The 12,542-nt window shown below is 73.2% G+C and carries 7 protein-coding genes and 1 pseudogene; 6 read left to right on the top strand and 2 right to left on the bottom strand.

The window, feature by feature from the left end:
* Nucleotides 1–22 precede the first annotated feature (22 nt).
* The 6 genes and pseudogenes from fliF to AC1UE5_RS21910 form a co-directional block, all read left to right on the top strand.
* Nucleotides 23–1,540 carry a flagellar basal-body MS-ring/collar protein FliF gene (fliF, locus tag AC1UE5_RS21935; protein ID WP_482927572.1) on the top strand — a complete coding sequence of 506 codons (1,518 nt, stop codon included), beginning with the start codon at nucleotides 23–25 and terminating at the stop codon, nucleotides 1,538–1,540.
* Complete coding sequence (fliG, locus tag AC1UE5_RS21930) at nucleotides 1,540–2,622, top strand: flagellar motor switch protein FliG (RefSeq protein ID WP_482927570.1); 1,083 nt, start codon at nucleotides 1,540–1,542, stop codon at nucleotides 2,620–2,622. Before fliF ends, fliG begins: the two co-directional genes overlap by 1 nt.
* Complete coding sequence (locus tag AC1UE5_RS21925; RefSeq protein WP_482927568.1) at nucleotides 2,615–3,262, top strand: FliH/SctL family protein; 648 nt, start codon at nucleotides 2,615–2,617, stop codon at nucleotides 3,260–3,262. Before fliG ends, AC1UE5_RS21925 begins: the two co-directional genes overlap by 8 nt.
* Before the next feature lie 8 nt (nucleotides 3,263–3,270).
* The gene (locus AC1UE5_RS21920) at nucleotides 3,271–4,734 is read left to right on the top strand and encodes a FliI/YscN family ATPase (protein ID WP_482927566.1); all 1,464 of its coding nucleotides are present in this window, start codon (nucleotides 3,271–3,273) and stop codon (nucleotides 4,732–4,734) included.
* 9 nt (nucleotides 4,735–4,743) lie between these two features.
* Nucleotides 4,744–5,202: a flagellar export protein FliJ gene (fliJ, locus tag AC1UE5_RS21915; RefSeq protein WP_482927564.1), complete on the top strand. Its 459-nt coding sequence runs from the start codon at nucleotides 4,744–4,746 to the stop codon at nucleotides 5,200–5,202.
* Between the two features lie 179 nt (nucleotides 5,203–5,381).
* Nucleotides 5,382–5,789 (top strand): annotated as a pseudogene (locus tag AC1UE5_RS21910) (lytic transglycosylase domain-containing protein); the annotation flags it as partial.
* Between the two features lie 239 nt (nucleotides 5,790–6,028).
* On the opposite strand, the gene AC1UE5_RS21905 reads toward AC1UE5_RS21910, so the two are convergent.
* Nucleotides 6,029–6,556 (bottom strand): hypothetical protein, encoded by a 528-nt coding sequence (locus AC1UE5_RS21905; RefSeq protein WP_482927562.1) that lies wholly within the window; start codon nucleotides 6,554–6,556, stop codon nucleotides 6,029–6,031.
* 536 nt (nucleotides 6,557–7,092) lie between these two features.
* Nucleotides 7,093–12,537: a hypothetical protein gene (locus AC1UE5_RS21900; protein WP_482927560.1), complete on the bottom strand. Its 5,445-nt coding sequence runs from the start codon at nucleotides 12,535–12,537 to the stop codon at nucleotides 7,093–7,095.
* Nucleotides 12,538–12,542: the final 5 nt, after the last annotated feature.

The raw sequence follows: 12,542 nt of genomic DNA, 5'->3' as shown, positions 1-12,542 counted from the left end.
CACCGAACAGGCACGTCCCCCCGTGAGCCAGCTCGTCCCCCTCATCCAGAACTCCTCCACGAAGGCCAAGATCGGCCTCGCAGGCGGCGCGATCGTCACGATCGTCGTCTTCTTCCTGCTCTTCAAGATGGCCACCGCGCCGTCCTACTCGACGCTCGTCTCGGGCGCCGATCCCTCCGAGACCGGCAAGATCACCGCCGCCCTCGACGAGAAGGGCATCGCCTACAAGATCGAGAACGGCGGCACCGCCATCGCGGTCCTGCCGGCCGACACCGCCACGGCGCGCATCGCGCTCGCCGAGCAGGGCCTCACCGGCGCCAAGGGCCAGCCGGGCTTCGAGCTCTTCGACAAGCAGAAGATGGGCACGAGCGACTTCCAGCAGCAGGTGAACTACCAGCGCGCGCTCGAGGGCGAGATCGCCAACACCATCCAGCAGGTCGACGGCGTCAACGGCGCCAAGGTCCAGCTCGTGATGCCGGAGGACGCGCTCTTCTCCGAGGACAAGAAGCCGGCCACCGCGGCCGTGCTGCTGAGCGGCTCGTCCGCGGGCATGGACCCGGCGTCCGTGCGCGGCATCGCGCAGCTCGTCTCCTCGTCCGTCGAGGGCCTCGCGCTCGACAAGGTCACGATCACCGACGGCGCCGGCGCGATGCTGTGGCCGAAGGAGGCCGGGGCCGGGGGCGACGGCGCCACCGCCAAGCTCGCCGCCGAGCAGCGCTACAACCAGCAGATGGAGGCGAAGCTCAACGCCATCCTCGCCCGCACCGTGGGCGCCGAGAAGGGCCAGATCCAGGTCTCGTCCACGCTCAACATGGACAAGGCCGAGGAGCGGACCCGCAAGTGGGGCGACCGGACGACCCCGCTGAAGGAGCAGACCGAGGAGGAGACCCTCGAGGGCACCGGCGCCGCTGGCGCTGCGGGCGCCGCGGGGACCGCCACCAACGTCCCGGGCTACGCCGGTGCGAACGGCGCCGGCGCGGGCGAGTCCAACTACGAGCGCAACACCGAGAACCGCGACAACGCCGTCGACCTGACCGAGCGCACCACGCAGCTCGCCCAGGGCCAGGTGGAGCGCCAGTCGATCGGCGTCGTCGTCGACGCGTCGGTCCCGGCCGCGGTCCGCACCAACCTGCAGCAGGCGATCGCCAGCGCGGCCGGCGTGGACGCCGCCCGCGGCGACACGATCACCACCTCGGCCGTCCCCTTCGTCAAGGAGGAGACCACCGAGAAGGCCGACCCGATCGCCGACTACATGGGCTACATCAAGTGGGGCGGCCTCGGCCTCGCGACCCTGCTCTTCCTCTTCTTCGTGCGTCGCTCGCTGAAGAAGCGCGAGGGCCAGGCGCTCGGCGAGCCGGTCTGGCTCCGCGAGATCACCGCGCCGCAGCCGCTGGCCGCGCTCGAGGGCGGGATGACCGCGCCGACCGCGCAGCTCGAGCGTCCGCGCAACGACATCCGCCGCCGCGCGGAGGAGATCGCCGCGAAGGAGCCTGAGAAGGTCGCGCAGCAGCTGCGCGCCTGGATGGCGGAGGACGCGTGATGGCTGCCCTGCCCGTCGCCCCGGACGCCACCGGCGCCGAGATGATCGCGATGCCCGGCACCGACCTCGAGGCAACGAAGCCGCACGGCCTCAGCGGCCGCGAGAAGGCCGCGACGCTGCTCGTGTCGCTCGGCCCGGAGCAGGCCGCGGAGATCCTCCAGCACCTGCCGCCGGAGGAGATCGAGATCATCTCGCTGGAGATGGCAAAGCTCAAGCACGTCGATCCGGCGCTGAGCACGGCCGTCCTCACCGAGTTCGTCGCCACCGCCGACGCGATGGAGCTCTACGCCGAGGGCGGCGTGGCGTTCGCCCGCGAGGTGCTCGAGCGCTCGCTCGGGCCCGAGGGCGCCGCCGAGATCATCGCCCGCCTGTCGGCGACGATGGAGCGCCGGCCGTTCGAGTTCCTGCGCAAGACGCCGTCGGAGCAGATCATCGCGTTCCTCGCGTCCGAGTCGCCGCAGACGATCGCGCTCGTCATCGCCAACCTCCACACGACGCTCGCCGCCCAGGTGCTGTCCGAGCTCGAGCCGGAGGTCCAGGCCGACGTCGCCGCGCGCGTCGCGAACATGGCCGAGATCTCGCCGGACGTCCTGCACGTCGTCGAGCGGATCATCAAGCAGAAGCTCTCGTCGGTGATCACGCAGGAGTACTCCTCCTCGGGCGGCGTCAAGGCGCTCGCCGAGATCATCAACCACACCGACCGCCCCACGGAGCGGAACATCCTGGACCGCCTCGCCGAGTCGAACGCCGACCTGGCCGAGCAGATCCGCCTCCTCCTCTTCACGTTCGAGGACGTCGTCAAGCTCGAGGACCGCCACGTGCAGCTCGTGCTGCGCGAGGTCGACCAGAAGGACCTCTCGCTCGCCCTCCGCGGCGTGCCGAACGAGGTCAAGGAGAAGGTCCTCAAGAACATGTCCCAGCGCGGCGCCGAGATGCTCCGCGAGGAGATGGAGTTCCAGCCGCCGCAGCGCCGCGTCGTCGTCGAGGAGGCGCAGGGCCGGATCGTGTCCATCATCCGCCGCCTCGAGGAGCAGGGCGACCTGGTCCTGGGCCGCGCCGCCGGGGAGGACGAGGTTGTCTAGCTCGGCCGTCTTCGAGTTCGACCAGCTCGAGGAGATCCAGGTCCTCTCCGCCGAGGAGGAGGGCGTCCGCCTCGCCGAGGCGTCCGCGATCATCGAGACCGCGCGCGCCGAGGCCGACGCCATCCGCGAGGCCGCCCGCCAGGAGGGCTTCCAGGCGGGGCACGCGCAGGGCATCGCGTCGGCGCAGGAGTACCTCGCGCCGCACGTCGCCGCGCTGGCCGCCGCGCAGGAGGCGCTCGCCGACGAGCGCTCGCGCACGGCGGAGGCCGTCGAGCGCGAGGCGATCGAGCTGGCCTTCCGCATCGCGGAGAAGGCGCTCGGCGCGTCGATCGAGGCCAAGCCCGAGCACGTCGTGGACGTCGTCCGCGGCGGGCTGCGCCGGCTGCTCGAGCGCGACCGCGTCCTCGTGATGGTGCATCCCGACGACCTCGACATCCTGCGCGAGGCCGCGGCCGGCCTGAAGGCCGAGCTCGGCGGCATCGGCGAGCTGGAGGTCCAGGCGGAGCGCCGCGTCGGTCGCGGGGGAGCGATCGTGCGGACCGCCGCCGGCGAGGTCGACGGCCGTCTGGAGACGCAGCTCGAGCGGGCGCGCGAGGCCATGCTGGAGGCCCTCAAGCCTTCCTGCGATCCGGCCGACTAGCGGGCTAGATGCTGACGCTGGACCGTCTCTCCTCTGCCCTCGAGCAGGCGGACCTCCAGGAGCGCCACGGGCGCGTCCGGAACCTCATCGGCCTCGTCGTCGAGGCGACCGGCCTGCAGGCGCAGGTCGGCGAGCTCTGCCACATCGAGATCGACCCGCGCGGCCGCAAGAAGCCGGTCCCGTCGGAGGTCGTGGGCTTCCGCGACGGCGCGACGCTGCTCATGCCGCTCGGCGCGCTGGAGGGGATCGCCCCCGGCTGCGCCGTCACCGCGAGCGGCACCGAGCTGCGCGTCGACGTCGGCGACCAGCTGCTGGGCCGCGTGCTCGACGGCCTGGGCCGGCCGATGGACGGCAAGGGCCCGGTCGAGGAGACCGTCGCGCGCCCCGTCACCGCCTCGCCGCCCGATCCGCTCACCCGTCCCCGCATCGAGGACCGCATCCGCCTCGGCGTGCGCGCCCTGGACGCCCTGATCCCGTGCGGCCGCGGCCAGCGCCTCGGCATCTTCGCCGGCTCCGGCGTCGGCAAGTCGTCGCTGCTCGGCATGATCGCGCGCAACACGAGCGCCCAGGTCAACGTCATCGCCCTGGTCGGCGAGCGTGGCCGAGAGGTCGTCGAGTTCCTCGAGCGCGACCTCGGCGACGCCCTCGCCCACTCCGTCGTCATCTGCGCGACGTCCGACCAGCCCGCGCTGGTGCGCCTCAAGGCGGCCCAGACGGCGACGGCCGTGGCGGAGCACTTCCGCGACGCCGGCGCCGACGTGATGCTGATGATGGACTCGGTCACCCGCTTCGCCATGGCGCAGCGCGAGGTCGGCCTGGCCGTCGGCGAGCCGCCGGCCACGCGCGGCTACACGCCCTCCGTCTTCGCCAAGCTCCCCGAGCTGCTCGAGCGCTCCGGCACGTCGCCGAAGGGCTCGATCACCGCGCTCTACACCGTCCTCGTCGACGGTGGCGACATGGACGAGCCGGTCGCCGACGCCGTGCGAGGCATCCTCGACGGCCACATCGTGCTGACGCGCGAGCTCGCGCACAAGGCGCACTACCCGGCGATCGACGTCCTCCAGAGCGTGTCGCGTCTGACCGGCGAGATCCTCACGCCCGACCTCCAGCAGGCGGGCCAGACGGTGCGCGAGCTGATGAGCGCGTACCGCGACAAGGAGGACCTCATCGCGATCGGCGCCTACCAGCCGGGCACCGACCCGATGGTCGACCGCGCGATCGCCGCGCGCGAGGGCATCCAGAGCTTCCTCAAGCAGCGCGCCGAGAACGGTTCGTCGACCGACGAGGCCGACGCGTTCCTGCGCCAGCTCGCCGGCATGCCCGAGCCCGAGCCCGCCGCCGTCCCCGTGGAGCCCGACGCCGCGTTCGCCGGCGGGACGATCCCGGGCGAGGCCGCCGTGCCGGTGCTCGAGGGCGACTCGCCCGCACGCCAGAGCGCGATCCCTGCCCTCGGCCTGGACCTGAACAGCTAGGGCTGAGCGATGGCGTCCAAGCGATTCGAGTTCCGGCTGGAGCGCGTCCGCGAGATGCGGATGGCCGCCGAGGACGAGGCCAAGGAGCAGCTCGCGACGGCGATGGCCGAGCGCGAGCGCTGGGTCGAGCGCCGCGACGAGGCGTCGCGCTCGCTGGTGTCCGCGCGCCGCGCGCAGCGGTCGGCCGCCGAGGGCGGCGGCGTCTCGATCGCCGAGATGATGGCCCACCAGTCGTTCCTCGAGCGCACCGAGCGCACCGAGAAGGCCGTCGAGCTGGACCTGTCCCGTCAGGAGGCGGAGGTCGCCGCGCGCCGGCTGGCGCTGCAGCAGGCCGCGCAGGAGCGCCAGGTGATGGACAAGCTGCGCGAGAAGGCCGAGCGCAAGCACCGCGCCGAGCTGGAGCGTGCCGAGGCCTCGCTGCTCGACGAGCTCGCCCTGAACGCGCACCGCCGGAGGGCCGCGTCGTGAGCGTGGATGCGATCGGCGCCCGCATCGCCGAGATCCAGTCGAAGATGGAGGCCCTGCTCGGGCCCGCGGCGCAGGCCGCGCCGGTGCAGACCGCGTCCACCGGCTCGACGGAGTTCACGAAGGCGCTCGCGATGAAGAGCGGCGCCTCGCCGGTCGCCACCGCGGCGGCCGCGGGCCAGACCTCCGCCGCCGGGGCGCTGCCGTCGGTGGACGTCGGGAGCGGCGCGACGCCCTACGCGTCCGAGATCGCCGCCGCGGCCGCGAAGCACGGTGTCGACCCGGCGCTCCTGAGCGCGCTCATCAAGCAGGAGTCGGGCTTCAACCCGAACGCCCAGTCGCCCGCGGGCGCCACCGGCCTGACCCAGCTGATGCCGGGCACCGCCGCCGGCCTGGGCGTCACGAACCCGCGCGACCCCGCGCAGGCGATCGACGGCGGCGCGAAGTACCTCGCGCAGCAGCTCAAGACCTTCGGCGGCGACGTCGAGAAGGCGCTGGCCGCGTACAACGCCGGCCCGGGCGCCGTGCAGAAGCACGGCGGCGTCCCGCCCTACGCGGAGACCCAGAACTACGTCAAGAAGGTCATGGCCTACGCCGAGGCGTACCGCGCCCAGGGCGTCGGCGCGATGACCGGCGTCACCGGCCCCGCGACCACCGCAGGCGTCACCACTGCCGCGGCCACTGGCCTCACCACCGCCGGCTCCCCGACGGCCTCCGCGGCCGCTCTCGCCACCTCGGCCCTCGCGGCCAACCCGGCGCTCACCTCGCCGGTCGCGACGGCGACGGCGACCGCACCGGTCTCCTCGTCGCCGTCGCAGTACGGCATCGTCTAGCCCTGCGGGTCGGGCTCCGGCTCCGCCGGGGTGTACTCGTAGTTGACGGTGACCCAGCGGTTCGTCGCCGGGTACTCCGGGGCCGGCAGCTGGGTGAGGATCGAGCCGGTGCGCCAGTCGTTGACGCGGTTGCCGATGAAGAAGCGCCAGGTTGCCGCAGGCTTCCCCGCGTACGCGCTCGACGTCGCGGTCCACGTGGCGGTGCGTGCGCTGCCGAACGGCACGCACGTCCACTGGTTGTAGTCGCACAGCCTGCCCTCGTAGTCCATGCCCGAGGGCGGCGGGGTCTGGTAGCCCTGGTGCGCGGTGACGGTCGTGACCTTCGCGTCGGCGGGGATGCCCGCAGGCGGGGAGACGTACGGAGCGTCCTGCCAGAGGCGCCCGTGCGTGGCGTTGAACTGGCGCCAGTTCTCGATCGTGTACGACCCGGTCGCGGCCGACGCGCCGGTCGGAAGCGCGAGGGCCGAGACGAGCGCGGCGGCGGACACGGACAGCGCGGCGAGCGCGCGCGTGCGGACGTGCATGGATGACCTCCGGGAGTCGGTTGGCACGTTCGCGCTCTCTCGTGCCCGGACACCCGGAATGCACAACCGATCTTCACGACTGCTGTCAGCCCACTGACGCGCAGGGCCCGCCGCGCGTGCGAGGCTGCGTGCGCATGCGGGCCGTACCGGTGCTCATGGTCCTCGTGCTCGCCGTCGCCGTCGGGGTACCGACGTACGCCGTCCTCGCCCGCTGGGTGCTGCACGCCCGCGCGTCTGGCGCTGCGACCCGACGGACGGCAGCGCGGCCGTCCCCTACCGCGTCCGCATCCGGGACGACAGCTCCTGCTGGGACGCCCGCGCCCTCCGCAAGCACCACACGATGCCCCGCACCGCCAGCGGCTGCGTGCACCGCTGGCAGTGATCCGCCTCCGCGCGGCAGGCGCGGCCGGGATCAACGTGCCACGCGCGCCGCTGCTGGCGGTGCGGGTGACGTAGGCGTCGGATAGCGGGACGAACGTGCCACGCGCGCCGGCGCGGCCGGCGCGCGTGACGAAGCCGTCGCGCCGCCGCGCGGGTCAGCCGGCGGTCTTGGCCGCGGGCGTGGTGGTCGTCGCCGGCGTGTTCGTGGTCGGGTCGGTGGTCTTGGTGACCTCGCCCTTGCGGACGGCCGCCGGGACCTTGACCTTCTTCGTGACCTTCTTCGCGCGCGTGGGGGTCGCGGGGGCGGCGAGGCGGAGCTTGATCGTCAGGCGCTTCTTGCCCTTCAGGGCCTTGAGCTGCGCCGCCTTGAGCTTGATCGACTTCGTGACCGTCTTGCCCTTGGCGATCTTCGCGATCGAGAGGCCGCCGCGGACCTTGCCGCCCGCGTAGGAGCCGCGCACGCCGCAGGCGTCCTTCGACGTCTTCGCGCACGCGAGCTTCAGGACGAGCTTGCCGTCCGCGGTCAGCCGCACCGACTTCAGCGTCGCGATCGACTTGGCCTTCTTCCTCTTGGCCGCCGCCCGCTTCGCCGCCGCCTTCTTCTTGGCGGCCGCCTCGGCCGCCTTCTTCTTCGCGGCCGCGGAGGTCGTGGTCTTCTTCGTCGACGTGGTCGTCTTCTTCGTGGACGTGCCGCTCGTCGAGGTCTTCGTCCCGCTGGTCGACGTCTTCGTGCCGGTCGAGGTCTTCGTCCCGGTCGAGGTCGACGTGCCGGGCTTCGTGGTCGTCGCGGTGCCGGGCGTCCAGACCGCGATCGCCGATGCCGCCTCGGCGGTGCCGGCCGCGTTCTCCGCGGTCACGACGACGCGGAGCGCGCCCTTCAGCGTCACCTCGGTGGCGAGGTCGTCCTCGGTGAGCACGTACGACGTCTTGTCGGCGCCCGGGATGTCCACGCACGCGCCGCCGGCGGCGTCGCAGCGCTGCCAGCGCTGCGTGTACGTGATCTTCTCGGTGCCCGTCCACTTGCCCGTGGTCGCGACGACGTTCGTGCCCTTCTTGACGGTCGCCTTCATCGTCGCCGTCGGCGCGGCGGTGTTGACCGGCGCCTGCGCGGCGACCTGCGCCGTCGCGGCGCTCGGCTTGCTCACCTTGCCGCCGTCGTTGGTCGCGGTGACGACCACCCGCACGTGCTTGCCGACGTCGACCGTGGCGAGCGTGTAGGTCGTGCCGGTCGCGCCGGTGATGGCCGCGCACTTCGACGCGCCCTGATCGTCGCAGCGCTCCCACTGCAGGCTGTGGACGATCGGCGCGGAGCCCGCCCACGTGCCCACCGCGGCGGTGAGCTGCGAGCCCTGCTTGATCTCCGTGCCGGACGACAGCGCCACGGTGGGCGTCGCCGTGTTCTCCGGCGCGACGGCCGGGACCGCGGCGGTCGGCAGCGAGTCGGACGTCACGGCGCCCGCGGCGTTCGTGGCGGTGACGAGGATGCGCACGCGCTTGCCCACGTCGGCGTCGGTGAGGACATACTCGGGGCCGGTCTCGCCGGCGATGTCCTCGCACGCGGCGAGCGACGAGGCCGGGCAGCGCTGCCACCGGACCGTCTGGTTCATGGGCGCGGTGCCGCTCCAGGTGCCGTTGAGCGCCTTCAGCCGCACGCCGACGCCCGGCTTGGTGTCCATGACGACGACCTCGGGCCGGACGGTCGCGACCGGCAGCGCGGGCGCGACGACCACGGTGGCGTCGGACTCGGCCGGGACCTCGGCCGCGCCGTTCTTCGCGGTCACGCGCAGGCGGATGCGCCGGTCGACGTCGGAGGAGCCGAGCGTGTAGCTCGAGGCGGTCTCGCCCGGGATCTCCTGGCAGTCGTTGCCGTCCGCGTCGCAGCGCAGCCACGCGTAGGCGTAGGTCATCGGGATCGCGCCGTCCCAGGTGCCGTTCGTCCCGGTCAGCTTGGAGCCGTCCTTGACGCCCGTCGTGGTGCTCACGAGCGGCTTGGTCTGGTTGCTCGGCGGCTCGGGGAGCACGACCGGCGACGGGTCGGTGTCGGCGACGCCGGCGTCGACGGCGTTCTCCGCGCGGACCTGCGCCACGATGCGGCGGCCCACGTCGGCGGCGGTCAGCTGGTACGAGCTCGCGGTCGCGCCGGTGATCGGCACGCACGCGGTGCCTGCCGAGTCGCAGCGCTTCCACTGGTACGCGTAGGCCATCGGCTGCGCGCCGTTCCACGCGCCGTCGGTGACGTCGAGCGTCTGCCCGTCGGCGACGAGGCCGGCGGCGGTGATCTCGGGCGCGGTGACGAGCACCGGCGGGTCGTCGGAGATCTGCGCGGTGGTGTCGGACTCGGCCGTGACGGTCGCCTCGGCGTTCGTCGCGGTCACGCGGACCTTCACCGCGCGGTCGTTCTCCGCGTTGGTCAGCAGGTAGGAGGCCGTCGTCGCCCCGCCGATGTCGGCGCAGTTCGAGCCGTCGACGTCGCAGCGCACCCACTGGTACGCGTACACGAGGTCCGGCGTGCCGACCCACGAGCCGACGTGCGCGGTGACCGTGCGGCCGACGCCCGGCTTGCCCTGGACGGCCGGCTTGACGAGGTTGACCGGCGCCGCCGCCAGGACGACCGCCGTCGCGCCGGACACCGCAGCGGTCGCGCCGCCCGCGCTCGACTGCAGGACCTGGACGCGCAGGGTCAGGCCGACGTCGGCGGGCCGGGCGGTGTACGTCACCGCGGTCGCGCCCGCGATCGGGCCGCAGTCGTCGCCCGCGGCGTCGCAGCGCTGCCACTGGTAGGTCGTGGTGAAGGGAACCACACCGTCCCAGTCGCCCGCGTTCGCGCGCAGCTCGTGGCCGTCCTTCGCGGTGCCGGTGATCGACGGGGGCACGGTGTTGACCGGCGGGTTCGTCCCGACGACGCCCGTGACGAGCGAGGTCTGCGCGGTCGCGCCCGCCATGTTCGTCGCCGTGACGGTCGCGCGGACCGCGAAGCCGACCTCGGAGCCGGACAGGCGGTAGTCCTTGCCGACCGCGCCCGGGATGGTCGCGCACGACGAACCGGACGTGTCGCACCGCTCCCACCGGTACGCGTAGGTCATCGGGCCGGAGCCGATCCAGCCGCCGTTGCTGACGGTGACCTGGATGCCGTCGCGCAGGCCGGTGCCGGGCGTGATCGCCGGGCGGACGGTGTTGGTCGGCGCGGACGCGGCGACGACGTCGCTGACGTGCGAGGTCGCCGACGCGCTGCCGGACGCGTTCGTCGCGGTGACGGTCGCGCGGACGGTGGAGCCGCGGTCGGCGGCGGCGAGCGTGTACTTCAGCCCGGTCGCGCCGGCGATCGGCGCGCAGTTCAGACCCGCGGAGTCGCAGCGGTCCCACGTCGCGTCGTACGTCATCGTCGGCGAGCCTGAGAACGTGTTCGTGGCGACGGTGAGCTCCGCGGCCTCCTTGGCGGTGCCCGTCAGCGCCGGGACGCCGGTCGCGGCGGGCGCCTGGTGGACGATCGGCCCGACGGGCGAGCTCGTCGCCTGGTCGCCGCCGCCCGCGTTGGACGCGCCGACGGTGACGCGCACGAGGGAGCCGATGTCGTCGGAGGTGAGCTGGTAGAGCGACGAGATCGCGCCGGCGATCGGCGTGCAGAGGCTCGAGAGCGCGTCGCAGCGCTCCCACTGGTAGGTCAGAGCGATCGGCGGCGTGCCGTTCCACGTGCCGCCCGCGGTGAGGGTCGAGCCGTCGATCGCCTGGCCGGTGACGGTCGGCGTCCCGGAACCGGCGGACGGCGGGGCGGACGCGATGATCGGCGTCGGGTTGGAGTCAGCCGTCACCGTCCCCTGACCGTTCGCGGCGTAGACGCGCAGGCGCACGGTCCGGCCGACGTCGCTCGAGCGCAGCTGGTAGGTCGTCCCGACCTCGCCGCTGATCGGCGTGCAGGACGCGCCCGCCGAGGTGCAGCTCAGCCACTGCTGGTTGTAGACGATGGTCGCGGTGCCGGCCCACGTGCCGCGGTTGCCGCTGACGAGCTGGCCGTCGCGCATGAGCGGGCCCGACACCGACGGCAGGTCGACGTTCGTCGGGGGCGCGGCGGTCACGGAGGCGGTGGTGGCCGAGCTCGCGGGCGTCGACCCGGCCGCGTTGGTCGCGGTGATGACGACGCGGACGTTCGTGCCGACCTCGGCCACCGTCAGGCGGTACGTCGAGGCGTTGGCACCGCCGATGTCGGTGCAGGTGCCGCTGACGCAGCTCTGCCACTGGTACGTGTACGTGAGGTCCGGCGTGCCCTTCCACACACCCGTGGTGGAGGAGAGCAGCTGGCCCTCCTTCGCGTTGCCGGACACGATGGGCGCGGTGGTGAGCGACGGCGCGACCGGTGCGACCACGAGCGTGCGCGCCGCGGTCGCGGTGTCCGTGCCGTCGGCGTTCGTCGCGGTGACGGTGGCCTCGATCGTGAAGCCGACGTCCGCGGACGTCAGCGTGTAGGTGCTCTTGTTCGCGCCGCTGATCGGCGTGCAGACGAGCGACGGGTCGCAGCGCCGCCACTGCTGGGCGTAGGAGATCGTCGCCACGCCGCTCCACGTGCCGTTGGTGAGCGTGAGCGTCTGGCCGTCGATCGCCTGGCCGGTGATCTGCGGCGGCGCGGTGTTCGACGGCGGGGCGAGCGGGGTGACGACGGCGGACGTGACCGACGTCGCGACGGTCGAGCCCGCGCTGTTGGTGGCGGTCACCCGCGCGCGGATGGTCGTGCCCACGTCGACCGGGGAGATGCGGTACGTCGTGCCGGTCTCGCCGGCGATCGTCACGCACGACGAGCCGGTGTTGTCGCAGCGCTCCCACGCGCGCGTGTAAGAGATGGTCGGCGTGCCCGCCCACGTGCCGTTGGCGTTGCTGGTGAGCGTCTGCCCCTCGCGCGCGGTGCCCGAGAGCGGCGGCGCGACGGTGTTCACGGGCGCCGCGGCGGTGATCGTCGCGGTGTCGGAGGTGACGACCGTGACGCCGTCCGGGTTCGTCGCGGTAAGCTCGCCGCGGATCGTCGCGCCGACGTCGGCGCTCTGCACGGCGTAGGTCGCGGCCGTGCGGCCGGAGATGACCGTGCAGGTGCCGCTGACGCAGCGGTACCAGCGGTACGTGTAGGCGATGGTCGGCGTCCCGGTCCACGTGCCGGGGTCGATCGTCAGCGTCTGCAGGTCGCGCGGCGTGCCGGTGACGGCCATCGGGTCGGCCGGGTCGTTGAGCGGGATCGCGCGCGGCGCGATGACGTCGCTCGGCGCGGAGGTGGTCGGCGGACCGGTGCCGTCGATGTTCGTCGCGGTGATCTGCGCGCGGACGGTGCCGGCGACGTCGGCGTTCTGCAGCACGTACGTCTTCGCCGTCGCGCCGGGGATCGTGACGCAGGTGTTGCCGTCGGCGTCGCAGCGCAGCCAGCGCCGCGTGTAGTTCATCGTGCCGCCGCCGCTCCAGGTGCCGTCGGTGGTGGTGAGCGTCTGGCCGGCGCGGGTGGTGCCGGAGAGCTGCGGCAGGGCCGTCGGCGCCGGGGTGGCGGCCTGGACGGCGGTGGGCGCCGCGAGCATCGCCAGCAGGGCGACGAGCAGCACGAAGGGACGGACGACCGTGGGGGACATCGCAC

The organism is Parviterribacter multiflagellatus (assembly GCF_056863265.1).
The sequence above is the reverse complement of the archived record's forward strand: the minus strand, read 5'-3'. Positions and strand labels throughout refer to the sequence as shown.

What these genes read in the sequence shown, in the direction of transcription:
- fliJ (WP_482927564.1), top strand. Translation starts at nt 4,744, where the DNA reads ATGGCGTCCAAGCGATTCGAGTTCCGGCTGGAGCGCGTCCGCGAGATG.
- AC1UE5_RS21900 (WP_482927560.1), bottom strand. Translation starts at nt 12,537, where the DNA reads ATGTCCCCCACGGTCGTCCGTCCCTTCGTGCTGCTCGTCGCCCTGCTG.
- AC1UE5_RS21905 (WP_482927562.1), bottom strand. Translation starts at nt 6,556, where the DNA reads ATGCACGTCCGCACGCGCGCGCTCGCCGCGCTGTCCGTGTCCGCCGCC.
- fliG (WP_482927570.1), top strand. Translation starts at nt 1,540, where the DNA reads ATGGCTGCCCTGCCCGTCGCCCCGGACGCCACCGGCGCCGAGATGATC.
- AC1UE5_RS21920 (WP_482927566.1), top strand. Translation starts at nt 3,271, where the DNA reads ATGCTGACGCTGGACCGTCTCTCCTCTGCCCTCGAGCAGGCGGACCTC.